Here is a 25,190-nt window from a genome sequence, read left to right as displayed (position 1 = left end):
GTGCTGGCCCGGCCCGGGTCTCCCGTGCCGGGCCAGCACTGCGAATGGTCCGATCGCCTCGGTGTGTGCCGCTCCGGCAAGGGGGCCGAACACCGAGGCGATCGGCGCTGTCATGGTGACCGCCGGACGCCATGACTCGCACGTCGAGCGTGTCCGCGCAGCGTGGTCGACGACGATGCGCCTCCGAGGCGGGTCAACGGTCGAGCATGGCCCAGAAGGTGCGAAGGGCGGCGGCTCCCGCCGCTGGGTTCTGCAGCATCCACCAGTGCCCAAGGCCGTCCAGCGTGGCGGTGCGCGCGCCCAGCATGCCGGCAACCTCGGTGGACGCGGCTGCGTCGTCGATGTGGTCGGCGGTCGCCTGCAGCACGAGTCCAGGCGTGGGGGTCGGTTTGGTGAGCGCGTCGCCCCAGTCCGCGAATACGTTGGGTACCGCCGAGCGGTACAGGTCGAGGATGCAGGCCCCCATGATCTCGTTCTGCTTCGTCCCCAAGAGTGCGGCGTCGGCCTCGTTCGCGAAGGCGGCGCGAAGCGCGGCTCGGACGCGGCCCGGCGCGCCGCCTGCTCCGCCCACGAAGGCGGACATCCACTGTTCCCCCAGACCGGGCGTCTGCCACACCCGGGCGAGGTCGTGCCATACATAGTCGCGGTGGAAGGCCGCCCCGGTATCCACCGTCCAGCTCCGCACGGGCGCGTCGAATGCAGTTACTGCTCGCAAGACGATGCCAGAGCCCCAGTCGTGGCCGACGACGTCGACCGGGCCGTCGAGCTCGTGCAGTGCGTCCACCAGCCAGGCGGCGTAGTCGTCCTTCGTAGCGGTGAACCCTGCGGGTCGCGGCGGGCCAAATCCTGGTAGGTCGAGCGCTACCGTGGGCATGTCGGGCAGATGCGTGCGCAGCCCGTTCCAGATCACTCCGGCCTCGGGTACGCCGTGCACGAAGACGACAGGCATGCTCCCCCTTTCCTTGAGCTGATCGGATCCGACGGGCAGATCAGGCTGCGGCCACGTCGATCGCCTTCGGCCGGAACTTCGGGGCCAGGATCCGTTGCATGACGCGCTTGCCGGTCGGGTTGCCCAGCAGGGTCTGCATGATCGTCCGGGTCCGCTTGTCCCTGCGGGTCTGCGGGATGAAGGTCACGAGCTCCTGGCGACCGAGCTCCTGGTGGGTGGCGATGAACGGACGAAGTCTCATCTCCCACTCGCGCAGTGCGCGGCCGGGGTTGCCGGGGTTGCGCTGCAGGACGGTGCCGAGCAGGTCGGCACCGGCGATCGCGCTGGAGGCCCCCATGCCTGAGTACAGGGTGACGCACCAGGCGGAGTCACCGACCAGCACGACGCGGTCGGTGTGCCAGCTCGGCATCACGACCTGGTGCACGGAGTCGAACAGGTCGGCCAGCGGCGCTACCTCGTTGTACAGGGCACTCTCGATGTCACCGCGCAGCAGGAGGCGCGGCGCACCGGGTACGTCCCCATACCCCATGCCGGGACGGCGACGCCCATCCCGCTCGACGTCGTAGGTGATCGCTCCGGGACTGGTCCGGTCGCCGATCGTGTCCAGTACCCCGAGGCGCTCCGCGGCCGACGTCCCGGAGCCGAACATCGCCACGAAGTAGCCGGCGCCGCGCCGCTCGGGCGCTCGCTCCACCAGCACGGACTCCCAACCGACGTCGTGCAGGCGCAAGGCCGTCGCCAGACCCCCTATACCCATCCCGACCACCAGCGCGCGTGGCTTGTTCATGCCGACCCCTCTCCTCGAAGTACGAACGACGTGATCTGATTCTTGACCACAGACTCGCCTGCGGTCAAGAACTGCGGACTACGATGGGCGGGGTCGTGAGAGAGGGAGTGGTGATGGCACGTCCGGTGGAGGACCGCGCGGAGGCGATCCTGGCTGCCGCGCGGGAGCTGCTCCTCCGCGGCGGCGGGCAGGACGCGACGGTCGACGCCGTCGCTGCCCGCGCCGGTGTCGGCAAGGGAACCGTCTTCCTCTACTGGCCTACCAAGACGAGGCTTCATGACGCCGTGGTGCGGCTCGAGATCGCCGCGCTCCTGGCGAGTCTCGCCGACGAGCTACGCAGCGGCGTCACGCGCCTGAGTGTGGGGCATGTCGTCCGTCGCGAGATCGCCGCCGTTCTGGAGGTCCCGAGCCTGGCACCCCAGGTGCCGGGCGATCCGGGCTCGCCCGTTGATTCGGACGAGTTCCCCGGTCTCGCGCTGCACCGGATCATCTCGATCATGCAGGCGCACGGCCTGGTCCGGGGCGTGCCGACGGCCGAGATCGTCTCCGCGTTTAAGATCGTGATGGCCGGTTCGGTGATCGTCGGGCTCAAGGGCCCGGAAATGCGCGAGGTTCTCCTGAACGCTGCTGAACACCTGGTCAATGCCACCTACGACCGAGCTGACGCCGATCCAGCCGACATCGCCGCCGCCATGCCAGAGGTGCTCGATGCCTTGGAGGACGCCATCGACCAGCTCGTCGAGGTCGCAGCCCCGGACCGGCCTACTTCGGCGGTCCTGCGTCCTCGGGAACGGCCCGCGACGACTGGCGTCTGATCGGCTCGTGGTGTTGTCCCCGCGGTGCCGCGGGGTGGGGCCGATCTCACATCCCGTGGAGGGCGCGGCCCTCCCAAGCGCGCCGCTCGAGGCCGGCAGCGTCGGCGACCACCTCGGACCTGCTATCGAAGACCATGGTGGTCCGATCATCGGTGGTGTAGGGCGCCCAACCCGGGTCGCCGGTCTGCGCGAACCGAACCCATGCGGCGTGCATGGCGGTGGCCAGCTCGACTGGTGGATGCGACCCGAGCAGCTCGTGCCCGGCATCGCCTGCAGCGGCCACACGCTCGAGGTCGTCTCGGACAAAGGGGAGGTCGATGCCGTGCGACGCACCGCGCAGCGGAGGGCGGGTCTCGGCCTGCCAGCGGAACTCGTAGACCCAGGTCGGCGCGGTGCGCGCAGTGGCGTAGCGGAGCGTGGGCATCCGGAATCCCCAGTCGGTCCAGGCGGCCTCGGCAACCGCGGAAGGGTTCGTGATGTGGCGTGGTCCGCTGCGGTAGGCGTTGCGCAGGGCGCGGTCGATCCCGATCCCCGACCGCAGGCCGCGGCGGACGAAGGGTGCCAGCCAAGGGCTGCTGCCGATCATGGTCAGGATCTCGACGGCCTCATTGCGCACGGTGCCGGTCAGAACCGGAAGATTCGCCTGTACTGATCCGATCTTGGCCAGCCGCCAGGCTGACGATGGAAGGGACTCCGTCTCGTGGACCCCTCGAAACGGGCTGAGCAACAGTGCTCGACGATCGCCCGTCAGGATGCCCGCACCGAAGCGCGCCAGTGTTGCCTGTGTCGCGGCTACCGTCCGGGGAATCGATATGTCGCGCAGGCCCTCAACGGTCGGTGCGACGCGCAGTCGGCGCGCGACCTGTCTCGTGATCCGCAGGGCCTCGTCCGCGTCGACGGTCGATGCGGGGTGTCCGCTCTGTGCGATGGCGCGGCTGAACAACCCACGTGAGGCGGGCATCGCCAGGTGGTCGAACACGCTGACCGCTCCACCGGACTGGCCGAAGATGGTCACCCGGCCGGGATCGCCGCCAAAGGCCGTGATGTTGCGCTGTACCCATTCCAGGGCGGCACTCTGATCGCGCAGGCCGAGGTTGTCCGTGCCGTCGCCGAGGTAGAGGAAGCCGTCGATTCCGAGCCGGTAGTTGATGCCAACGTGCACGATGCCGTGTCGCGCGAAGTTTTGCCCGGAGTATCCCGGAGCTGAGCCGGCACCGGAGAAGAATCCGCCGCCGTGGATGTGGACCAGTACCGGGAGGCCGACAGTCGAGGGGTCTGGTGTGCAGACCTCAAGAGTGAGGCAGTCCTCGCCGACACCAGGCGGGCCGTAGACGGTGCCGAGAAGGCCTTGACCTGCCGGTTGAGGCGCTGCGGGGCCGGGCCTGGTTCCGTCGCGGACCCCGTCCCACGGCTCGGGTGGAACCGGTGGGCGGAACCGATTGCGACCGAACGGCGGTGCCGCGTACGGGATGTTCCGGAAGAGGTACAGGCCGTCGCGAGTGATGCCCTGGACTGTGCCGAACTCTGTGCGAACGAGACTCGTTGACGTAGTCATGGCACGCAAAGTAGCCAGTGGCAACAATGTTGTCAATGGCGACATTGATATCGTGGTTCTGTGCCAGACGCGATCGACGAACGTCCGTATCACCACGGGAACCTGCGGGCTGCCCTGCTTGAAGGGGCGGAGCGGAGCCTTCGAGAGAACGGTGTGGACCAACTGTCGCTGCGCGACCTGACCCGGGCGATCGGAGTGAGTCACGCCGCGCCGCGCCGATACTTCGCGGACCGTCAGGCCCTCCTGGACTCGCTCGCCGAGGAAGGGTTCACCCGCCTGGACACCGCGCTCCGGGGGGCACTGGCGGCCGCGGACGAAGGCTTCGCGGCACGGCTGCGGGCCATCGGGACCGAGTACACCCGCTTCGCCACCGAGAACCCCGCCCTCTTGGAGCTGATGTACTCCAGCAAGCACCGGCCGGGCGCGACTCGCCTTGCGGCCGCGGCCGACGCGCCATTCCGGCTCATGTACGACGTGATGGCACAAGGGCAGGAAGAAGGTGCGCTCGAGCCTGGTGACCACGAGCGGGTCGGGATCGTTCTGTTCGCGACCCTGCAGGGCGTTGCGGCGCTCCACAACGGCAACATCGTTCGGCCGGAACTGCTCGACGGGCTCGTCGAGTCGGCGATCGAGCACTTCCTGCGCGGGGCTCGCCCGCGCCCGTAGGCCCAGTGCCACGGACGCGGGCCTCGGGGCGCTATCCCTGGACCCTGACGCCGGTGAGTTCCTCCGAGATCTGCCAGACCCTGCGTGCCTCCTCTGTGCTGCGCAGCCGCCCGTACATTGCTTGCTCGGCCGGAGGGCCCCCGAGATGCCCGGGCCAGCTGGGTCCGTACAGGGCACCCGGCTTGGCAGTCGGGTCCGTCGCCGCCATGAGCGCCGGCAGCGGGGCGGTCTCCACCGTGCCGAACAGGATGCCGCGGGCTGACAGCGTCCTGATCAGCCGGAGACGCGGTGTCGGCCTGGTGCGACCGACCTCGGGACGAGGAGCCAGCAGGCTGGTCGGGGCCACCCCAGGGTGAGAGAGGTTGCTGGTGATCCCCCAGCCCTGGGCTCGGCTGCGACGCTCCAGCTCGAGGCCGAACAGCCCGACTGCGATCTTGGACTGCGAGTAGGCACGGTCGCCGTTGTACGAGCGCTCCCAGTTCAGGTCGTCCCAATTGATGGAGTGCTGGTTCGCAGCGATGCTCACCTGCGAGGTCACGTGTGCCCGGCCTGCACGAAGCAACGGGAGCAGGTGTCCGACGAGGGCGAAGTGGCCCAGGTGGTTGGTGCCGAGCTGCAGCTCGAACCCGTCGGTGGTGGTCTGCCGGTCCGGCGGAGTCATGACACCGGCGTTGTTGATCAGGTAGTGGATCGGCTTGCCCTCCCTGAGCAGGGTCTCACCGAGCGCTCCAACCGAGTCGAGCGAGGACAGGTCCAGGCTGTGCAGCGTGACATGCGCGTCGGGGACCTCTTCCACGATCGTGGTGGCGGCGGCTTCCCCCTTGCGGGGGTTGCGCACGGGCATGACGACGTCCGCTCCGGCGGCAGCGAGCCTGGAGGCCATGACCAGGCCCATGCCGTCACTGGCGCCGGTGACGAGCGCGCGCTTTCCGTGCAGGTCGGGGATGGTGATGTCGATGATTCGGCGTGGCATGGTCACTCTCTCTCGTGTCCTCGAAGCGGCGTCCAGTTGTGGGCCCTATGCGGGTGCGCCGCCGCTTACGAGCAGGTGTTGGCCGCTGATCCAGTGGGCAAGGGGACCGGCGAAGTACTCGGCGGCGTCGGCGACGTCGTCGGGCGTTCCGAAGCGGCCTTCCAGGGGGCGCATGGCCGAGAACATGGCGCGCATCGGGTGGTCCTCGGGGAGCTGGGTAAAGACGCCAGCGCCCTCGATCGCCGTCGGGATGATGGAGTTGACCGTGACGCCCCGCTTGCCGACCTCCTGCGCGAGGACCTCGACGGTGTACCGGGCGGCCATCTTGCTGGAGCCATACAAGCCCACGCCGGGGTTGGCCAGGGCCGTGGTACTCGAGCCGACATTGATGATCCTGCCGTGGTCGGCGACGTACCTGGCGGCCTTCTGCAGCGTGAAGAACGTCGCCTTGGCGTTGATGGCGAAGAGCCGGTCGAACTGCTCCTCGGTCACCTCGCTGATCGGCTGGTCGACGATCTCGACGCCAGCATTCGCGACCACGATGTCCAGCTGACCGAACGCCTCGATGGACTTCTGAAACAGGTTCTCCAACGCGTCCAGGTCGACCACGTCCGCATGGATCGCTATGGCCCGCGCGCCCACGGCCTCGATATCGGCGACCGTCTTGAGCGCGGCTTCCTCGCTGCGCGCATAGTTGACCACGACGCCGGCGCCGCACTGCGCGTACCGCAGGGCGATCGCGCGCCCGATGCCGCGCGCCGAACCTGTCACCAGCGCTACCTTGCCCGACAGATCAGTCATCTTCCGCTCCCTCGTCTATGGACGGCCGATGCCTCATGACCGCATCCGTGTCCGATAGCATAATCAGACAGGTGTCGGATTTCTCGTCAGAGCCTGTTCAGAACCTCTTGGAGGGCAGATGGAGACACCACACCGCAGGCGCGGCCCGGGCCGCCCGGCCGCCGACGAAGGGGTGCCGCAGCTGGAACAGGTGCTCGCGCGAGCCCTCGAAGCGTTCGCCGAGCACGGCTACGAAGCGGTGTCACTGCGTCAGCTCAGCGCCCACCTGGGCATGGGGCACACATTCATCTCGGACCGCTACGGATCCAAGGAAGCTTTCTGGAAAGTCGTCGTGGAGCACGCCTTCGACCAGGTACGCCCGGAGATCGCCACAGCGCTCGCCGACGACGGCCGCGACGAGCTCGAACGCATGGTCGCCGCCGTGCGGGCCCTGCACCGCGCACTGTCACAGTCCGCGGACTTCGCACGTCTCGTGGACCAGGAGGCGCGCGTGGAGTCACCGCGGCTGGCCCACCTCTACGAGCTGATGGCGCCGTGGCTCGACGGGATCAAGCCTCTCTTCACGCGGCTGGTCGAGCGAGGGGTGCTCCGACCGATGCCCTGGTACCTGTTCCACTTCCTGATCACGGCGCCGTCCAGCCTCTACAGCCAGCCGCCTCTGGCCCGGCGGGTGGGGCGGCCGGACGGCGCAGACGATCACGACCTGATGACCGACCTGGTGCTCGACGGCCTGCTCAGCGAGGGAGGGTCTCACGGGTGAAGTCGGCTCTCCCGTCGGGCGCGATCGGGCTCGGACCAGCGCGACGAGATCACACCTACTGACTGGTCGAGCCGATCAGGACCGCGTAGGCGCACTTTTCTCCTCCTGGGTTTGCTGCCAATGAGGCCGCAAAGTCCGAGTATCTTGGAACCGCTGCGCCAGGTGCGAGCACGCACGGATGCGCATCCCTGAAAGGTGTAGCAGGTGTGGGCGGTACCTAACGCCAAGGGGGCCCTCTTGGCAACTGGAGGAGAAACCTGACGTGGTTCCCGAGTCAGCATTACTGCCAGGCCGGTCACTGCTCGATCCGCGTGTCCTGGATCCAGGAGACGAGATCGTTGGGCGGGCGGGGCTCACGGACAACGACATCGACCAGGTGGTACATGTCCTGGAAGGGTTGAAGAGATGGCGTGAGGCGGAGCACAGGCTCACCGATGACTTGCGCGAGCGACTTCAGGTCGGTGGAGCGGACATGCAGATGCTGCGGTTCGCCGCCGCCGCGGAGAGCCGCGCGGAGGTCGTCACGCCACGTGCGCTTTCCGATCACCTCGGTCTTTCCTCAGCGGCGATCACGAAGATGCTGAACAGGCTTGCCCGGGCCGGGCATGTACGCCGGCTTCCTCACCCTATGGATCGTCGAAGCATCATGGTTCAAATTACGGGAGAGGCGCAGCTCCTGGTTCGGCAAGCGATGGACCAGGAGAAGGCCCTCGAGCGCCAAGCGATCGGCCGTTTGAATACGCACGATCTGGGCGTCGTCATCCGCTTCTTGAACGAACTCTCGGCGACAGGCTCCTGATCTGACGCAGCCTTGATGGTCGATTGCAGCGACTGCACCAGCACCGATGTGCTGGACACGCAGCACACGGGGCGGCACAAGCTCTGCGTTGTCCCGGAACGGATGATGCGAGCCGGCGTGGAATGCGCTCCGCTGTTGATGGTGATCAAGCTCGGCCGCTCGCTGTGTCACTGCGGTGGGAGTCGTCGTCCGGTCGAACTGGGCGGCTTCCGAACCGACATCCTTGGCGAGTCGTCGCTCCGGCCAGCAGCAAACCCCAGCGCTGCTTACGACGGAGCCCCCGCACGCCTCGCTCACGTGGGCGGAGGCGAACAGCACCCAGCTCGGAGATCCAGTCAATGGCTCCGCGCTCATCTACCGAGGGTTCTCGGCGCAGACTTCCGCTGAACTGGCACCTCGGCCAAGATGCCCTGGACCGCCGCGTGGCGATGGCCGAGCGCATCGAACCCGAGAACGCCCCCAGGCGCATTGCCCCAGCCGCGACGCCAACGCCGCCCACTTCGGTCGCGCCGGTCGCCATCCGCGTTCATCAGACCGCCTTGCAGGTTCCCCGTCGGTGACGGGGCCAGGACCAGTGATCCACCGCGTCTTCTGGCTCAGAAAGGCGTGCCCTGTGTTGAGCTGATAGCACCAGTCAGCTCAACACAGGGCACGTCCAAGGGTCAGCCGGTGTAGACGCGTACGTTGGCTTCCCTCTCCACCTCGACAACTCCTTGGAAGATGGCTCGATGGCACTGGTCGTCTTCGATGGGCGTGCCCCAGACCCCGGTGTGGATACCCCGCGCCCGGTGGTTGGAGTAGACGGCGCCGCCGCTGTCCCCGGGGTCGTGGCAGTAGTGGGCACGGGCCCAGCCGCCCGTGCCACCAAGATTGAGTTCGACGACGTCTCCGCACGACGTGCCCGTGCTTTTTCCGGACAGGCAGACCCTTGTTCCTTCGGGGCTCGTGGCCGTCGCGGTGATCGTGTACGACTCGTCCGGAACGGTATCGGCGGAGTCATAGACCCTGACCCAGTTGCGGGGCGCCCAGCCACTGACGTTGTTGATCGTCACGATGCCCCAGTCGTCGTTGTTGCTGTCGTTCCGGCTGTGCATATGTCCGACCCGGTGGTACATGCTGGTCTTCAGCTGATAGACGTCGAAGACATGGTCGACGTAGCCGCAGTGGCCGGCGGTCATCATGTACCAGTTGCCGTCGCTGACGCTGCGGGCGTTGAACGCAGTTGAGCAGTCACCAATATCGGTGTTCACCGTGTGGAAGTTGATCCCACCGCGCAGGGGCGCGTCGCACGTGCGCGGGCTGAGCATGCAGGCTTCGTCGTGGACCGTGGTCGCGTCGATGCTTGAGTCCACGGCCAAGCGCGAACCGAGTGATTCTCGAAGGGAATCGACGACCGTTGCAGCCGAACGGGCCGCTAACACCGTGTCTGGCACATAGAGAACATTGCGGTTCTCCGAAGGCTTCGTCGCAATGCCGGCGACCTGACCGGCGTGGCCTGACAAGTAGCTGATCTCCTTGGCCGCGACCTCGAGCTCCAGCAAGTCCTTGGTGAGCTGCGCCCAGGTGTTCTCGACCGGGACGATGCTCGTGACGTTGCTGATCCCGGCGGCGTCGACTGCATCTCGTGTCTCCGACGTCGAGCCGACCACACCGATCTTCACCCGTCCGCCGTCGGCCTGGTCGAACCAGAGACCACCGAAGTGCTCCGCGTCCTCGACCGCGAGCCTGTCATGGAGCTCGATCGCAGCTTCCTGCCAACCGATGCGCGCCTGGGCCTCTTCGACCGAGATGTCGTACTCAGCGGCCAACGACGTCACGGCAGGATCGGTCGGGTCGGCGAGGTAGCCGGCCGGAGTCCTAGGGTCCGATGGCGCACTTGACGCAGCGCTCGGGCCGGCGAGGGTCATCGCCAGGGTCGTAGCCACAGCAGACATGACGATGGCGATCTCTTTGGTGCGCATACCTGCTCCTCGACATCATGGACGGGCAGTGCCTGCGTACTCGTGGAGGTTCTCATGAGTGCGTCATCCACGTACTCGGCAACGCTATGGGGCCTGGCTTGTCAGGTGATGAACAGCGAGTGAAATCCTCGGTGGTCCTGGCCAGGACATCGTGCGAGTCCGGTAGGCGATCGAGGCAACTGCCACGGAACAATTACGGCACCATCCACCTCAAACACGGGGGAGAGGGAGCGCTCCTGCCACCCCGGGGAGTGCTCGCTCTGCCTCGTTGCGGTAGCACCACGTCAGCGGGAGGAACCAACGATGAACCTTCGTGTCGCGGCGCCAGGGGCGAACGCCAGCTGGGGCCACGCGACCGGCGTCGGAGCGTGCCTCGCCGCGCCAGGCCTTGGCGAGCGTTAACGCCCTAGGTGGTCATTCGGGACCGGTCCCTCACCGGTCGATGTTGGATCACCGCATGAGCAGATCAGTCTCCCTGGGTGGAGGTCGTCGTGGGCGCGCCAGCTCTTGGATCTCCGTCGTCGTAGTGGTACTCACTCTGGCGTCTGCATGCTCTGAGCCTGCGGCGCCTGACCGCCCGGGTGAGCCCACTATGGACGGGACGACGGCAGGTGCGACTACATCAGCGCCGAGCGCGTCAGCCGAGGTCTCCACCCCGTCTCTGACGCCGATCGAGACCGGCGAGCTGCAGCAAGATGTAGCGGCTCTGTCTGGTGCATGCTCGATCATCTCCAGCACAATTGCGATGGAGACACCAGATCCTCAGGTGCTCACCGAAGACAACCGGCCGGAGTTTGCTGCACTTGCCCAACAACTCGATGATCTGCTGCAGGAGAGCGCGGCCATCGTCGACACGTACGCTGATCTCGCGGGCTCACGTGAGGCGCGGCGATTCTTCCGGGAGTTTGCTGCTGCCTCCCGGGATGCTGGCGACAGGTGGCGAGTTGCCGCCGAGGCTGCACTGGACGATGCGACGTCGCTCGAAAGCGTCAGGTCCCTCAACATGATTGCGGAGGGCGCTGCCGGGGCGACGTGGACAGAGCCTCTGTCGCTCAAGCCGAGCAGGTTTCGCGATGTCTATGAGGCGACGCCCGAATGCCCGCCACTTCTATGACTTGGGCGAGTCATCTTTTCGCACTTCATTGCCCTCGACGGCGCCACGGAGGCTTGAAAGTTGCCTGAGCTGCTTGCGCCTTTTTCACCCAATAACTGCAGGCGCACGAGGGAGACACTGACCCTGCCCCGCACGGCCGGAAGTTCCCATCGATGGGGATCTTGGTGCCGTAGCCGGGCGGTGCGTGCGCCTTCGCCGGGGTAGTGCGCATCTGCTCGAAGAGCACGTCGTGCGGCGCGACGCCCAACCGCCCGCGGCACTTGGTGAGCTGGGCCACGCCAGCGCCCCGGTGGCATAGGCGAACCCTGTCGTGCCCAAAGATCGATGGTCGCTGGGCCGCGGCGGTCACGGACCGGTATCCATGAGAACTTGGTCGACGCCACGAATATTGGTGTGGCGTTCCGATCCGAGCTGGCGCTTGGGCTGATGTTGTACCGGTCACGCCAGTGTGGACCCGTGGCACTGCTGCTCGGTGCCGGTGTCGTAGGTTCCCTGCTCTGCATCGCGTTGCTCAGCCGCGCGACCGTGCCGTCTCCCAAAGTGGAGACGGTCCGTGGAAAATCGGTACAGCTGTGGCCCCACTGCCCGCCGCCACACGGTGTCAATCGATGCTCCTCACGGCGACCCCGAGCGATGCCGTCCAGCAAATGCAGAGCGCGTTCACGGCGCTGGGCGAAGGGCAGCTATCTCGCGCCGGAATTCTTGGGCCTCTTTGGTGAGGTCGTTCGCGTCGAGGGCGTTGGCGACAGCGATCAGAACGGTCGTGAGGGCTTGTGCGAAGGGGCGAAGGTGCTCTGGTCTGGTCACCTGGGTGCGCCACGCGAGCAGTTGTGATGCTTCGCGGGCCAAGGGCAGGGAGTCCAGCGGGTGTTGCACGGTCAGTTGTAGGGAGACCAGCCCCGCGAGAGATTCAGCGAGCGCCATCCAGGTGCGGCGTCCGGGGCGGGTGGTAGCCAGGTCGCGGTGGATCGCGATGGCCTCGTGGTAGCAGGCCGCTGCGTGCGATGTGTGGCCGGCGTCGCGGTAGGCGGTTGCGAGCTGACGTAGGGACCGCGCCAGGCCCGGGTTGTGGTTGCCAGGGGAGGCCTGGGCCACCTCGCGCAGGATCTGAACGGCTTGCAGGTTCGGCTCGATGGCTTCCTGGGGTCGTGTGGCGTTGACCAGACAGGAACTCAGGTCTGTGAGGGCGCGGGCCAGGAACACGAGGTCGCTGTCGGGGTTGTCACGGGCCAGGACCTGCCGGATCGCCACGGCCTTGCGAATCGAGGGCAGGGCCTGTTCTGCGTGGCCGAGCATGTTCTGTGCGATGGCGAGGTTCATCAGTGCGCGGGCCAGGTGGGGGTTGGTCTGCTCTGGTTCGCTGTGTGCCAGGCGTTCGTTGATCTCGACCGACTGGCGCAGGGGGCCGATGGCCTGGTCGGGTAGTCCGGCTTCGTGGTAGCGGGCGCCGAGGTCGCACAGGATGCGGGCCCGTTGGGGCAGGCGGTTGAGGCGGTCGGTGCGCGGTAGGCGCAGCTCGATCTGTACGCCTTGTTGTGTGGCGGACAGGGCGTGGTGCGGTTCCCCGAGCTCGGACAGTATGACCCCGAGGTAGCGCAGGGACGCGCCGAGGAGCGGTGTGTTCTCTCCGGGTTCGGCTGCGGCCAGAGCCTGGCGCAGGCTGATCGCCTCGCGCAGCGGGCCGAGCGCTTCGGAAGCGCGGCCCAGTCGGAAGCGGCGCTGTGCGATCTCGTGCAGTACCCAGGACCGCCGGGCGGAGTCCGACGGGGCGGTAAGTGCCAGGATCCGTTCGAGTAGGTCCAGGTTTGGTCGGGTCAGCACCTCGGACGGATAGGGGATGACCGCTGAGACCGACCGCAGCAGCTCGGCATCATCCGGTAGGCCGCCGATTGCGCGGTCCAGAAGTGCCAGGGCGCGAGTCCGTACGTCGTGGTCGGAGAAGTGGTCGGCCACCGCTCGGGCCAATACGGCGATGGCGTTGCGGGCTTCACGTTCGGCGAGGCGGTCCAAGAGGACTGCGGCCAGTGGCGTTGAGGCGGACAGTTCGTTGACCAGGTGCAGTTCTGCCATGCGATCCGGCTGCAAGGTCCCGATCCACTGCTGGTTGCTCCTGGGTGGGTACAGGTCGCGTAGCCAGGCCAGCACCTTCGGTGTGGCCACCCGTCGGTCCACCCGAGCCAGCACATCGCGTGCCTCCGCCTGGTCGGCCGGAGAGGTGAGGTAGATGGCCGCAACCGCTTGTCCCAGCAGTTCGGTCGTCAGCCCGTCCGGGCCGTCCAGCAGGCCGACGTGCGCGGCAGTGCCGATCCAGTGCCGTTGTTCGTGACCCAGCAGCTCGGCGAAGACGTCGGTCACCTCCACGTCCAGCGGTTCATGGCGTAGAGCGCGCAGGACGGTGACGAGGCTGACCGCGTGCAGGTCCAGGACCCTGCCACCAGACGGCCCTGTCAGGTGCACCGGCGGAGTCGGGATGCCCACATGCTGTGCGAAGGCCGCGGCAGCGGTGTCCAGGATTTCCTGGTCGCTGGCGCCGGCGTCGATCCGGTACGCAAGCTCCAGCCCGTCATAGGCGCCCTGGACCATCGCCCGGATCCTGGGGCTGCCCACCGACAGTCGTTTCCACCACTCTCCGGCACTGCGTGCGATCAGCAGGACGCGAACTCCTGTGGGTTCGGCGGCGACCTGTCGGACGAGGTGGTCGATCTCGTGACGTGTGTCGGCGTAGTCGACGACCAGCAGAACGGGCCCGTCGGTGGTGCCACGTACCCTGGCCAGAATCGTGGCCTCCTGCTCGTCGCCCACCGCGACGCACCGCCACCCCAACTGACTCATGAGCGCGCGCAGCTCCTCACCCAGCCGGCTCTTGCCCACGCCGCCGGGACCGGTGATCAGCCGCAGCGGGGAACCGTCTGCCTCGCACCACCCGACCAGCGCTGCCAGCTCCACCGACCGCCCCTGGAACGGGACGACCTGATGGTCCGGTGCGAGCAGTGACGAGGGCCCGTTCGTGTCAACTGGCTGAACCGACGACTCGACCACCGCGCGCCGCTCGACCCGTGTGCGCTCCCGGTCGGCCCACCACCGCGCCACGAACGGTAGCGCTGGCGAAGCACACGCGGCCACGAACCCCAGAACCAACCAGGGCGTGCTGCCCTCCACGAGCGCGAACAACCCCGCGCCCGTCGCGACCAACCCACCAGCGACCAGCCACCACCACGGCCGCATCCGCACCCCAACCATGCACAATAACTACGCGAACCGGACATCGAATGCAACGGTAATTGACAAATATGCGCAAATTGCCCAGGGGTGATTGATGAATGCGCATATATGTCGACTCATGGCATCTGCCCTACTCGAGCGTGCCCTGCCAGCAGAGCTACCCGTGCAGCAGCTCCCAAAGTCTTGCCGTTAACCCCAGATCCGAGGCTGGAGACCGCGCCGGGCCATACCCGTTCCCTCCGAAGCCGGACGACTGCCACGCCACGATGCTGCACGGCACGTACAAGCCACGTGCAAGTCGCCTGCAATCGCACACGCCTACGGTGCGTATCGGCTCACCCGCTCGACGCGGGCAATCCACGGGCCTTCACCGAAGGAAAGGACCTGGCACTCTCATGAAGAACACGAACTGGCGACACTACGCCCTTGCCCTGGCCGTATCAGGCGCCCTGATCGGGAGCGCTTCCCCCGCTCTCGCGACAGTCTTCTCCGACACGACCGGATCTCGCGTCGAGGGGCACAGCAGCGGCAACGTCGTCGTCTCAGACACGCAGTGCGACGGCGACCCGGCGTACGCCCGGTTCATCGAGAACGGCGAGTCGGACGAGCAGCGCTACACCAACAGCAACGGCTGCGGCACCACCTACACCCGCGACTTCGGTGGAGCCATCACGAGCGTCAAGGCCTGCCGTGACCGCGAGCTCCAGGTGGACAACTGCGGTGGCTGGAACGAGTGGACCAGCTAACTAGCCGCGACCGTGGCCCCGCTCCTGTCGGGCAGGAGCGGGGCCACGCCGGACGTGAGACAAGGAGTCTATGAGCGTGCACGATCCTCTCCGAGGTGCCAGGGGTGGCTACCCGCGTACTTGGCTCGTCAGTCTCGCCCTGGTGAGCCTGCTGCTGATGCTGGCGCTCGCTGCGGTTGTCGCCACCGTGGCGGTCGAGTCGGCCCGGGCCACCCGCATGGCCGAAGGCGGTTTCGTACCGGTCGTCGAGTCGACACCCGCGGGGGAGGCGACTGTCGTCAAGATGACGATCGACCATCTGCGCGGCGGTCGGCAGTACTCCGTGGTGTTCCTCTCACCGGGTGGTCCCGACGCTCCGCTGCCACCTGGGGTCGACGAGTGGCCCCGACCAGGTACCGCACTTGTCTCGCCCGAACTGCTCCGGGAAGGGGCTGAGCAGGGCGTGTCCGAACGCTACGGTGACGTCGTCGGGACGATCGGTGAGCCTGGTCTCGCCGACGCGTCCGAGCTGCTCGTCTACGTCCGGCCCGCACACGACCTGACCACCGCGCGCGAGGCGGACGAGGCAGTGGTGTCGGAATTTGGCGGCTCGAGACCACCGGTGCCCTTTCAGAACGTTCACTGGTTGCTGGCGAACCAGGACGCTCCCGGAGCCCTGGTGTGGCTGGTCGCGCTCTGCCTTGTCGGCCCGTCACTGTGGTTCGTGCTGGTGGCAACCCGACCTGTTCTGGGCCGGCCCCGTAGGCAGATCGCAGGGCGGGACGACACCTCGCACCATCCTCGGAACGTGGTCGGTGCGACCTGGCGGCCGGTCTCGCTCGGGGTGGCCGCCGCGGCCGTCGTCGTCGGATGGTTCGCTGCCAGCGACCGGCGCCTGCCGGTCGTGGACTACGTTGTCGGCGCGTCCGACCTGCGGGACCAATGGTGGGCGTTCGCGCTCTGCGCGATCGTGGCTTCTGCCGTCGTGCTCTGCGCGGGTATGCGACACGCCAACTGCGCCTTCCCGCTGTTCGCCCGGGCACTCCGCGGGATCGCCAGGCGCACGCACCGAACGGCAGCGGCCCTGTTCCCGTGGTTCGTGCTGCTCGCTGTCGGAGGACCTCACCTGTTCTCCGACGGGCATCCCGCACACCTCTTGACCGGATACGCGGGACTGACCGGCACAGTCGTGACCATGCCGGCCGCGATCGCGGCCACCGCCGCACGGATCGGGCGGTGGCTGGCCCGACGGCGTCGGCCAAGTACCAGCGCCGTGGGCGTCCGGATCGTGGCCCGGTCTGCGGCGGTCGCGCGGCAGGTCTCCGTGGTGAGCATCTACGTCATCGTCGTCCTGTTCACCCTGGGTATGCAGAGCAATCTGGCCGCCGGCGCCGTGGAGGCCGATCCGTTTCTTGACGAGTACGGCTACTCGATGGTCGAGGTGCATCCGCGTGGCGAGGTGTCGGCCGGTGACGTGTCGGACTTCATAGCCGCCCTGCCCGAAGACATCCACCTGGTTGCCTATGGGCAGACGGAAGGAAATGCGGTCGATCAACAGACCGAGCTAACCGGCATCTGCCCGGCCCTGGAGTCACTCGCCCTACCATGCCCGCCCCCAGGGCACAGCACGCAGGTCGACACCGTGACGGGAGCGCTCACCGCATGGCTGGGCGACGGCAACTCCGGGCCGACGGCAACCGTGAGACGCGGAGCGCCCCCATCGGCGGTAGAGGACGGCTCGATCACGCTGCTTGCCTTCACCGACGACGGAAGCGACATCGCACCGGGCTCGCTCCCGACCGCGGGAACAACCTTCCGCTTCGGCATCGCGACCAGCGTGCCCGGAGAGACCTGGTACACCGGCGCGGTACCGCACATGGAGCAAGCAGGGTGGATCGTTCTGCTTGGCGGGCTCGGGCTGCTGGCCCTCGTCCTCGGTGCCGGGCTGGGCCTCGCAAGCCTTGGCCTCGGCGCGGCGACCGTCCCGCACACAGGGCTGGACGACAGGCGCTGGATCCGTTGGCTCACCGCCGTGTTGGGGGTCGTGCTGCCGCTGGTGTCGGCGGTCGTCGCTGGTCTTGCGGTGGGCTATCTCACGGTGCTTCCGATGGCTCCCGATGGCATCGACCTCCTGTGATCACATATCGCTCCTCAGGCCGTGCCGCGCGAGCGCGATCAGCTGCTCCGTTGAAGGGGGATGGACTCCAGGCGGCGTGGCGCCACCGGCTAGGCCAAGGCATGCGTGATGTCAGCTGAGGCGCAGCCGGGCGCAGATGCCAGGGCGACGATGTGCCTGGTGAGCTTGCCGACGCTGCCCGCCCGCAGCCTCATGAGCGGTCTGCAGCCAACCTGCGCGGCACGTCAAGATCGTGACTGCTGGCTCCGATCGCCTCGATCAGACAGGAGAACGAGTACGGTAATCATCGCCCTCCACGAGCCCCGGGGGCGATCTGGCTCTGGGAGTCCTCATGCGTCCATTGATCCTCCGACACAGCCTGTCCCTTGACGGGTACGCCGCAGCATCCGCGGGCGTACACGACGACTTCTTCCTCGAGTACGACCAGGACGAGGAGTTCGTCGCACACATGGCGACCGTGCTCGGCTCGGCCGGCGTTCACGCGATGGGCGCTCGCACCTACCGCGACATGGCTGGGCACTGGCCGTTTCAGACGGGGCCCGAGGCCGACGCGATGAACGACATCCCCAAGGTCGTCTTCTCTCGTTCGCCGATCGACACCTCGTGGGCGACGACGACCGTCTGCTCCGGGGACCTGGCCGCTGAGGTCGCCCGGTTGAAGGCCCAGGGCGGCGGTCCGATCCTCGCGCACGGCGGCGTGCGGTTCGCCCAGGCGCTCGTCCTCGCGGACCTCGTCGACGAGTACCACCTGCTGGTCAGCCCCTTCGCCCACGGAGGCGGCAGCCCGCTGTTCACCGAGCTCACCAGGTTGCAGTTGATCGACGTCAAGTCATTCCCCAGGGGCAACCTCGCCCTGACCTACTCACGTCCGGGCGTGGCCTCTTCCTGAGACGGAGTGCAGGACGACTAGGGCCTGTCCTGTGATTGGCCTGGTCACAGGGTTGGTAATGTCCAGTTCGTGGCTGTTCGGCGTGGTGAGCTAACCGATGCGGCCTGGGAGCGGATCGAGCCGCTGCTGTTCTCGGCGGATGGTCGTCGGGGCGGCAGGTGGCATGATCACCGGGATCGTGTGGCGGCTGCGGACCGCGGAACCGTGGTGGGACGTGCCTGAGAGGTACGGGCCGTGGAATACGCTTCGCGAACGCTGCGGATCTGGGCGAAGGACGGGACCTGGGAGCAGATCCTTGAGCACGTGACTGTCAAGGACGACTCGATCGGCACCCTGGAGTGGACTTTTTCGGTCGACTCGACCAATGTCCGGGCTCACCACCATGCCGCTGGTGCTCGGAAAGGGGGCTGCACGACCGGGTGGGTCGAAGACCTCGCGGTCGTTGATGAGGCGATCGGCCGGTCGCGGAGAGGCCTGACGTCCAAGATCCATCTCGCGACCGACGGCCGTGGGCTACCGATGAGCATGATCCTGACCTGCGGGCAGGCTGGGGGCAACCCGCAGCTGCTGCCGTTGCTGGACCAGGTCAACGTGAAACGTAATGGGCCGGCCCCCGGAAGCGACCTGACCGGGGTCCTGGCGGACAAGGCCTACTCCAGCCCCGCGACCCGCCGAGCCCTGCGCGTCCGCGGGATCGCGTTCACCAGCCGGAAGAAGAAGGACCGCGCCGCCAACCGGCTACGCAAAGGCGCGGCCGCGGCGGACGCCCGCCGGTGTTCGACGCGGAGGTCTACAAAGGCAGCAACGTCGTGGAACGTTGCTTCAACCGGCTCGAGCGGTTCCGTGCCCTTGCCACCCGTTACACCAAACGCGCCGCCTACCACCGCACCGAACTCACCCTCGCCGCGATCGTCCTCTGGCTCCGCGAATCACCGAACACGCCCTAGTACTACAGCCGTAGATCGGGCCGGTGGGCTGCGGTGACGCTGCCTTCGCGGCGTTTGTAGTGGCCTCGTCGGGCTCGGTGCTGGTGTCGTCGTCGCCACCGGGACCAGCCCAGGATGCGCTCGAGTGACGTGGAGGTCGCGGCGACCAGGCCCGCTGCCCTGCCGTCGGGCTCAGCGTCGTTCATCACGACCGCGAGGAAGGTCAAGAAGGCGTGAGCGAGCATGGCCAGGGTGGTCCACCGGTGCCAGGAATCCCAGCGGCGGACCTGGTGCTCGTCCAGGCCGGCGTGGCTCTTGGCGGTCTGGAAGTTCTCCTCGACGGTCCACCGGCGTCCCGCCACGTGCACCAGGTCACCGATCGGGACGGGTCGGGAGTTCCAGCAGCGGTACTAGGCCAGCTCACCGGTGGCGTCGTTGCGGCGCACGAGCAGGGCGTGGTGACCCGATCCGAGATCGAGGCCGTCGGCCTCGGGCTCCAAGTCGAGGACTGCACGTAGGACAGGCCCAGGCTCCGGCAGGTGTCACCCGTTCCTGGGGCAGTCCCACGGAGCTGGCCGGCGGGTACACGCGCGACGGCGCATGGGACGGGTTGATGGTCCTCCCGATCGGTACCACGCTGGACGGTTCGGACCAGTCGTACGCGACCCGCGGACCGGGCCCTCCACGGTGCAGCTCGCCGCGCTCCGGTATGCGACGGCGGGACCTGCTGCTTACGCTTCGGGGGCCAAGGCATGCTGGTTCGAGTATCAGGGGTAGCGATGAGAACACGGAAAAGGGCATTTGGTGTGTCGGCGATGGTGGTCGCGCTCGCGACCACAGCGACGCTGCTCACCGCCGCACCGGCGTCGGCATGGACGCGACTCGCGGGCAAGTGCGAGGGCGTGCAGGTCGACCGGTGCCTGTCGATCCGGCAGAACTCGAACGGCACGGTCTACGCACGGGCCGCGGTCACGGACGACCAGGCGTTGTCGGCGAACTACAGCGTCGAGATCTATTGGGTTTCGATGAATTTCACCGACCCGTCGGGTAAGGGACATGTGACGGTGAGGCCTGGAAGCGGTGGGCTCGAAACCGTGGATGACGTCGAGGCGACAGTTGCCGAGCCCGTACGGTGCGGTTCGACCGTTACGGCCAAGGCAGCGTACCGGTGGGTCGGGTCGTCCAGCGGCAGCGGTGAGCTTCAGATCCGGACGACCGTACGCTGCTGAGGCGGACGACCGCGCCTCCCCGCGGACCGAACGGACGAACGAACGGACGGACGACCTCATTCGGGCCTGACGTGCCTCCGCCCGAGCGGCAGTGTCAGGGCCCGATCTATGCGGCCGTCGAGCACCGTCCCGGGACGCAGCTGTTCAGTGGGCCGCGGCTGCCGCCGTTGAGCGCTGTCCGTATCGTCGGGCGCGCCAGCGCGAGCCACCGGTCGACGTCGGGCGCCGCGACGTCCCGGTCGAGTGCCTGTTCGCGAAACTGGTTCGTAGCTTCCTGACCAGTTGCTTCTCCATCCAATATGCGCGTAGCCAGTTCTTGTGGGCGTGGTCTGACATGCCCGCTCAGGTGGTGTGCGCGAAGAGGCGCCGGCGTCGATCGCTCTGTAGCCAAGAGGCTGATAGCGCACCTGGGGACAGTCGCCGGATGCCGTGACATGGAACCGGTTGGTGCAACTGGCACCCCCATTACGCCGCGTCGCGGCGTCGGGCAGGGCCTGGTCATGGCGCGGTTGTCGCGCGCCCTGTCCGCCACGGCGTACTCGATTTGCGCCAGGCCGCAGGTCCCGGTCCAGGTAGATGTTCGCCCGGCTTACAACCTCGCGGCGGTCCCGGGCGGCGAGGAACACGACGCCGTCCGCACGCGGCGCCCGGCCGGCCAACTGCTCTACGTCCTCCGGCGACGCGTTCGGGAGGATTGCGTGTCAGCTGCGCCGCTCCACATCCGTCCGGTCGACCGTGTGGGCTGGGACTGTGCATCAGTGGCTGTAGTCCCCACCGCGAGGCTGGCTGTGAGACGTACGTCCGAAGCGCGACTCATGCCAGGTGGGTATGAGGTCTAGCCGGCGGGCAAACCGGAGAGGTGGGCGCGCATCTCGTCTACCTCGGGCATCCCGAGCTCGGTATAGATGAGGTAGGCCTGTTCGAAGTGGTTCCGCGCGGCGTCCGTCGCGCCCAAAGCCTGGTGGGCGCGGCCCATGAATGCGTGGCAGCGAGCCTGCTGGTGCCGGTTGCCGTCCTGGGTGGCGATCGTCAGCGCTTCGAGATGCAGGTCCAGCGCAGCGGTCGGGTCCCCGGAAAGCTGCGCGGCCTCGCCGAGGCCATTGATCGACCACGCCTGCCCGCTGCGCTCGCCCGTCTCACGGAACGCAGTGAGTGCCCGCCGGAAGTAGTCGGTGGCGGGGTCTGGCTCGCCCAACTGCAGGTGCACGTTTCCCAGTGTGTCGAGCGTGTGGGCCTGGCCGCGGCGGCTGCCTAGCTCGTCCATGATCGCGAACGCCTCGTGTCCGTGGTCCAGCGCGGAAGCGTACCGCTTCACCCGCAGCTCAGATGTCGCGAGATTGTTTCAGCGTGACTGCCTGCGTGTACCGCAGTCCCAGTTCGCGGACGATGGCCAGGGCGGCGAGATCGGTCTCGATCGACGCGTCGAACTCGCCGCGTCGTTCGTGGATGATCGCGATGTTGGTCAGCGCGACGGCTTCGCCACGCCGGTCGCCGACCTGGCGGGAGACGGTGAGCGCCCTGGTGTGGCTGTCCATCGCGCTCTGGTGGTCGCCGAGCTGATAGTGGATCGAACCGAGGTTGGTCAGTGTGACGGCTTCCCCTGCGGGGTCGTTCTCCTGGCGGAAGAGCGTCAGGGCTCGTTCGCTGTAGTCGGTGGCCGTCTCGTACTGGCTCAGACGCATGTGGACAACGCCGAGCTGGCGCAACATCTGCGCCTGACCGGTCGTGTCGTCGTCACTTTCGGCTGCGCGCAACGCTTGGGCGTTGATGACCAGTCCGTCGCTGACGTGGGCGTCGATGAGGTATCTGTGAAGAGTCCTTGCCAGGCCGACTGCAAATGCGGATCGGCCGGTCTCTGCGGCGTGCTCGGCGATTGCCAGGAGACAGTGCCGCTCGGCTTCGACCCAGTCACGGGCGGCCTGCTGGGTCTCGAGCGCCGGGACTGGCACCTTGGGCAGGGCAGGGTCGGGTTCGTGAACCGACTCCGCGGGGCGGAGCGTGCTCATCGTTGCGGACGCCGCGGCCTGGTAGAACGCGAGCAGCCGCTCCTCGGCTGCCCTTCGCTCCTGGTCGGTGTCATCAGCTAGCGCCAGCCGCGTGGCATACGCACGCAAGAGGTCGTGCATGCCGTAACGGGTCTTGCCGACCCGGTGGACCAGATGAGCGTTCACTAGCAAGTCAAGGACGCGCCGCGCCTGGGACGGGTCGAGACCAGTCAGAGCGGACGCCGCATAGGGTTCCAGATCAGGACCGGGGTGCAGGCCGAGCCGGCGGAAGGCTCGTACCGCTTGCTCGGGCAGGTGCTGCAGGGACCAGGAGAACACGGCATGCACCGCGGCGTACGGGTCACCGCCGGGATCGAGCAACGCGAGCCGTTCCTGCCGATCGGCCAGCTCGGCGACCACCTCAGCCAGCGATCGGTCGGGGCGAGACGTGGCCAGAACCGCGGCAACCCTTAGCGCCAGAGGCAGGCGGGCGCACTGCTCGACCAGCGTCGCCGCGGCTCCGGGTTCGTCCGCCACCCGCGGTCCGATGAGCCGGTGCAACAGATCCACGGCCTCATCGGCCGGCAACAGGTCGAGGTTGACCTGGTGCGCACCGTGCAGAGCGACAAGCCCGGTCAAGGCGTCCCGGCTAGTGACCAGGACCAGCGACGACCCACCCCCAGGCAGCAGGGGCCGGACCTGCGCCACCGTCCCGGCGTTGTCCAGCAGGATCAACATCCGGCGCCCGGCCAACAGGCTACGGAAGCGAGCAGCGCGATCCTCGACGTCCAACGGAATCTGGCGATCCGGAACACCAAGAGCAGACAGAAACCGCGCCAACGCATCAGACGGCCGCACCGGCTGCTCGGGATCGTAACCACGCAGATTCGCGTACAGCTGACCGTCGGGGAAACCCTCAACAGCCCGGTGCGCCCAATGCACTGCCAGTGCCGTCTTGCCCACGCCGGCGGTGCCGCCAATCGCAGTGATCACCACAGCGCGGGCAGCCACCGCGCCAGGAACAGAGCCCACCCCGGCGTCAGGGCCGACCGCCAACTCGTCAAGGCGCCGCAGTACATCCGCACGCCCAGTGAACCCAGCCACATCCAGCGGTAGCTGAGCTGGGCGCACCTCATCGAACTTGCCGGATGACCCACCAGAAGCGGCACCCTCCGCACCCGCACCCGCCAGCGCACCAGAGCCGCCAGCCGGACCCACAGCCACGGCCGGAACAGCCAAAACAGGGTCATGCTGCAAAATCCGCCGGTACAGCTCGCGCGCCTCGGGGCCAGGATCACTACCGAGCTCGTCAGCCAGCAACTCCTGAAGCTGCCGATAATGCTCCAGAGCCTCAGCCTGGCGCCCACACCGGTACAACGCCAGCATCAACTGACCAGCCACCCGCTCATCCAACGGCCACGCACGAGCACTCGCGGTGAGGTCGGGCAGGAGGCGGCTGTGCTCGCCTCGGCGCAGCAGCAGGTGATGGTAGTCGAGAGTGGCCGCGTGGTGCTCGGCTTGGAGTCTGAGTGCGACGGACCTCAACCAATCGCTGTCGAGGTCGGCGAACGGCACGCCCTGCCAAAGTTCGAGTGCATCCCTCCAGAGGGACTCAGCGTTGGTGTCCCTCGCGTTGCGGGCTTGCGACACCAAAGCGCGGAAGCGATGCAAGTCGATGGCCTCGGCATCGAGATCGAGCACGTAGCCACCCGATCGTCGAACCGGTACCGGTCCGTCTGCATCGCCGAGTACCGACCGCAGCCGGGAGATGTAGCTGTGCAAAGTCTGCCGTGCGCTGGGTGGGGGACTGGTGCCCCACACACGTTCGGCGAGCTGTGCGGGGGTGACCAACGTTCCCGGCTCGACCAGCAGTGCCGCGAGCACCACACGTTGTCGGGCCGACCCCAATGGCACGGGGCCCTCCGCACCACGAGCGCCGACGTGCCCAAGCACATGAAACTGCACCGAGATCACGAGCATCCCCCCAGGTCAGGCCCCGTAGTGATAGAGGTTACGGGGCGCACGGTAATACACGGGCGGCGGTCTCGATTCGTTGGGCCCGACCTGGTGCGGTGAGCTCAATGTGGGCTCGATGTCCCCTCGAATCGACATCCGTCATGGCCGCATGAAAGCGCGCTCTGGCGTACGTGAGTTCGACATCGGCGGTGGCAACTATCGCAACGACCAGTGGCTGCCGGACCAGGGAGCGGAGGCGCTCAGTGCGGACCTGCCCGCCGCGGTGCTGGATGCGGCACGCCCTGCGCGCCTGCCTGCGATGCTGGTCGAGGTATGCTCCGCATGGCCCGCCCCCGCCCGGTGCCGTCTACGTTTGTACGACTCTCGGGCTGCTTCCATGACGTTGCGCCGCACCGACGCGTGACCTACCTGGTGGGTGCTGTTGCTTCTCGCTCCAGGCGAGCGCTATGGCAGCGTCAGCCATTGCTGAGGGTCAGATCCTGGCGCTGGCGGGCGCCCGGATCTGGTCCAGCGGTGACACCGCTGGCGGTATGACCGGACGCCGCCGGCGAGCTCCGTGGGCTGTCGCGAGATTGCGTGATGCAAAAAGAAGCTCGTCAGTCGCCTTTGCAGGTCAATTGGTCCTGTCGGTGTCCGCTGCGACGAGGCCTGCGATGTGGGCGCGTCTTATCCAGCGCGTTACGGCGGGCACAGCCTGTGGCAGATGCTCGGTGAGCAGCTCTGCAGTGGTGAGATCGTCGGCGCTGAGCATCGGAGCACCCACCACTGCCATCGCGATCACGAGTTCGTTCTCGGTCATCATCTGACCTCCGGTGTGGCCTCATTTCCAACACTACGCATTGATTCTTGGTCCGGCGTTGTCCGTTGCCGACGACCGGGGGTGAATTAGCGTGCCAGCGGCTACGGCGTCAGCACCCGGA

22 protein-coding genes and 1 pseudogene are annotated in these 25,190 nt (G+C 67.3%); 12 read left to right on the top strand and 11 right to left on the bottom strand.

What is annotated here, in order from left to right; genetic code table 11:
• Positions 1 to 193: 193 nt before the first annotated feature.
• The gene (locus tag ACFU5G_RS00625; RefSeq protein WP_377239675.1) at positions 194 to 949 is read right to left on the bottom strand and encodes an alpha/beta fold hydrolase; all 756 of its coding nucleotides are present in this window, start codon (positions 947 to 949) and stop codon (positions 194 to 196) included.
• 40 nt (positions 950 to 989) lie between these two features.
• A complete protein-coding gene (locus tag ACFU5G_RS00620) occupies positions 990 to 1,736 on the bottom strand; it encodes an FAD-dependent monooxygenase (RefSeq protein ID WP_377239672.1) in 747 nt (248 codons plus the stop codon).
• A gap of 113 nt (positions 1,737 to 1,849) precedes the next feature.
• Between ACFU5G_RS00620 and ACFU5G_RS00615 the strand changes: the two genes are divergently transcribed.
• A complete protein-coding gene (locus ACFU5G_RS00615; RefSeq protein WP_377239670.1) occupies positions 1,850 to 2,551 on the top strand; it encodes a TetR/AcrR family transcriptional regulator in 702 nt (233 codons plus the stop codon).
• A 46-nt stretch (positions 2,552 to 2,597) separates the two neighbouring features.
• On the opposite strand, the gene ACFU5G_RS00610 is transcribed toward ACFU5G_RS00615, so the two are convergent.
• On the bottom strand, positions 2,598 to 4,106 hold the full coding sequence (locus ACFU5G_RS00610; protein ID WP_377239667.1) for a carboxylesterase/lipase family protein: 1,509 nt from the start codon (positions 4,104 to 4,106) through the stop codon (positions 2,598 to 2,600).
• A 60-nt stretch (positions 4,107 to 4,166) separates the two neighbouring features.
• Here ACFU5G_RS00610 and ACFU5G_RS00605 point away from each other — a divergent pair, with 60 nt between their 5' ends.
• Positions 4,167 to 4,772 carry a TetR/AcrR family transcriptional regulator gene (locus tag ACFU5G_RS00605; protein WP_377239665.1) on the top strand — a complete coding sequence of 202 codons (606 nt, stop codon included), beginning with the start codon at positions 4,167 to 4,169 and terminating at the stop codon, positions 4,770 to 4,772.
• Positions 4,773 to 4,803: 31 nt separating this feature from the next.
• Here the strand turns inward: ACFU5G_RS00605 and ACFU5G_RS00600 are convergent, their stop codons facing one another.
• Together ACFU5G_RS00600 and ACFU5G_RS00595 are read right to left on the bottom strand one after the other, a co-directional pair.
• Entirely contained in the window at positions 4,804 to 5,745 is a 942-nt protein-coding gene (locus ACFU5G_RS00600; RefSeq protein WP_377239662.1) for an SDR family oxidoreductase, read from the bottom strand.
• Between the two features lie 45 nt (positions 5,746 to 5,790).
• Complete coding sequence (locus tag ACFU5G_RS00595; RefSeq protein WP_377239659.1) at positions 5,791 to 6,546, bottom strand: SDR family NAD(P)-dependent oxidoreductase; 756 nt, start codon at positions 6,544 to 6,546, stop codon at positions 5,791 to 5,793.
• A gap of 172 nt (positions 6,547 to 6,718) precedes the next feature.
• Here ACFU5G_RS00595 and ACFU5G_RS00590 point away from each other — a divergent pair, with 172 nt between their 5' ends.
• Both ACFU5G_RS00590 and ACFU5G_RS00585 read left to right on the top strand, forming a co-directional pair.
• The gene (locus tag ACFU5G_RS00590; protein ID WP_377239657.1) at positions 6,719 to 7,306 is read left to right on the top strand and encodes a TetR/AcrR family transcriptional regulator; all 588 of its coding nucleotides are present in this window, start codon (positions 6,719 to 6,721) and stop codon (positions 7,304 to 7,306) included.
• A gap of 262 nt (positions 7,307 to 7,568) precedes the next feature.
• Complete coding sequence (locus ACFU5G_RS00585) at positions 7,569 to 8,105, top strand: MarR family winged helix-turn-helix transcriptional regulator (protein WP_377239654.1); 537 nt, start codon at positions 7,569 to 7,571, stop codon at positions 8,103 to 8,105.
• A 662-nt stretch (positions 8,106 to 8,767) separates the two neighbouring features.
• Here ACFU5G_RS00585 and ACFU5G_RS00580 read toward each other — a convergent pair.
• On the bottom strand, positions 8,768 to 10,066 hold the full coding sequence (locus tag ACFU5G_RS00580; protein WP_377239651.1) for a S1 family peptidase: 1,299 nt from the start codon (positions 10,064 to 10,066) through the stop codon (positions 8,768 to 8,770).
• A gap of 592 nt (positions 10,067 to 10,658) precedes the next feature.
• Between ACFU5G_RS00580 and ACFU5G_RS00575 the strand changes: the two genes are divergently transcribed.
• A complete protein-coding gene (locus ACFU5G_RS00575; RefSeq protein WP_377239649.1) occupies positions 10,659 to 11,180 on the top strand; it encodes a hypothetical protein in 522 nt (173 codons plus the stop codon).
• A 660-nt stretch (positions 11,181 to 11,840) separates the two neighbouring features.
• On the opposite strand, the gene ACFU5G_RS00570 is transcribed toward ACFU5G_RS00575, so the two are convergent.
• Positions 11,841 to 14,420, bottom strand: coding sequence for a tetratricopeptide repeat protein (locus ACFU5G_RS00570; RefSeq protein ID WP_377239647.1), 2,580 nt, complete (start codon positions 14,418 to 14,420; stop codon positions 11,841 to 11,843).
• Between the two features lie 377 nt (positions 14,421 to 14,797).
• Here ACFU5G_RS00570 and ACFU5G_RS00565 point away from each other — a divergent pair, with 377 nt between their 5' ends.
• The 5 genes and pseudogenes from ACFU5G_RS00565 (at position 14,798) to ACFU5G_RS00545 (ending at position 19,100) form a co-directional block, all read left to right on the top strand.
• The gene (locus tag ACFU5G_RS00565) at positions 14,798 to 15,148 is read left to right on the top strand and encodes a hypothetical protein (protein ID WP_377239645.1); all 351 of its coding nucleotides are present in this window, start codon (positions 14,798 to 14,800) and stop codon (positions 15,146 to 15,148) included.
• Between the two features lie 142 nt (positions 15,149 to 15,290).
• Entirely contained in the window at positions 15,291 to 17,264 is a 1,974-nt protein-coding gene (locus ACFU5G_RS00560) for a hypothetical protein (RefSeq protein WP_377239643.1), read from the top strand.
• Between the two features lie 331 nt (positions 17,265 to 17,595).
• Positions 17,596 to 18,153, top strand: a complete 558-nt coding sequence (locus ACFU5G_RS00555) for a dihydrofolate reductase family protein (protein ID WP_377239641.1) — start codon at positions 17,596 to 17,598, stop codon at positions 18,151 to 18,153.
• Between the two features lie 234 nt (positions 18,154 to 18,387).
• A pseudogene (locus ACFU5G_RS00550) lies at positions 18,388 to 18,909 on the top strand (IS5 family transposase); the annotation flags it as partial.
• Positions 18,910 to 18,926: 17 nt separating this feature from the next.
• Positions 18,927 to 19,100 (top strand): hypothetical protein, encoded by a 174-nt coding sequence (locus ACFU5G_RS00545; protein WP_377239680.1) that lies wholly within the window; start codon positions 18,927 to 18,929, stop codon positions 19,098 to 19,100.
• A 2-nt stretch (positions 19,101 to 19,102) separates the two neighbouring features.
• Here ACFU5G_RS00545 and ACFU5G_RS00540 read toward each other — a convergent pair whose 3' ends face one another.
• Positions 19,103 to 19,441, bottom strand: coding sequence for a hypothetical protein (locus ACFU5G_RS00540; protein ID WP_377239639.1), 339 nt, complete (start codon positions 19,439 to 19,441; stop codon positions 19,103 to 19,105).
• Positions 19,442 to 19,894: 453 nt separating this feature from the next.
• Here ACFU5G_RS00540 and ACFU5G_RS00535 point away from each other — a divergent pair, with 453 nt between their 5' ends.
• A complete protein-coding gene (locus ACFU5G_RS00535) occupies positions 19,895 to 20,308 on the top strand; it encodes a hypothetical protein (RefSeq protein WP_377239637.1) in 414 nt (137 codons plus the stop codon).
• Between the two features lie 835 nt (positions 20,309 to 21,143).
• Here the strand turns inward: ACFU5G_RS00535 and ACFU5G_RS00530 are convergent.
• Positions 21,144 to 21,623 (bottom strand): tetratricopeptide repeat protein, encoded by a 480-nt coding sequence (locus ACFU5G_RS00530; RefSeq protein WP_377239635.1) that lies wholly within the window; start codon positions 21,621 to 21,623, stop codon positions 21,144 to 21,146.
• Between the two features lie 7 nt (positions 21,624 to 21,630).
• Positions 21,631 to 24,273, bottom strand: a complete 2,643-nt coding sequence (locus ACFU5G_RS00525; RefSeq protein ID WP_377239633.1) for a BTAD domain-containing putative transcriptional regulator — start codon at positions 24,271 to 24,273, stop codon at positions 21,631 to 21,633.
• 112 nt (positions 24,274 to 24,385) lie between these two features.
• Between ACFU5G_RS00525 and ACFU5G_RS00520 the strand changes: the two genes are divergently transcribed.
• The gene (locus ACFU5G_RS00520; protein WP_377239630.1) at positions 24,386 to 24,673 is read left to right on the top strand and encodes a hypothetical protein; all 288 of its coding nucleotides are present in this window, start codon (positions 24,386 to 24,388) and stop codon (positions 24,671 to 24,673) included.
• 210 nt (positions 24,674 to 24,883) lie between these two features.
• Here the strand turns inward: ACFU5G_RS00520 and ACFU5G_RS00515 are convergent, their stop codons facing one another.
• Positions 24,884 to 25,069, bottom strand: coding sequence for a hypothetical protein (locus ACFU5G_RS00515; protein WP_377239628.1), 186 nt, complete (start codon positions 25,067 to 25,069; stop codon positions 24,884 to 24,886).
• Positions 25,070 to 25,190: the final 121 nt, after the last annotated feature.

It is taken from the genome of Promicromonospora sp. NPDC057488 (assembly GCF_042802395.1).
Taxonomy (GTDB): domain Bacteria; phylum Actinomycetota; class Actinomycetes; order Actinomycetales; family Cellulomonadaceae; genus Promicromonospora.
This window is presented reverse-complemented; position numbering and strand designations above follow the sequence as displayed.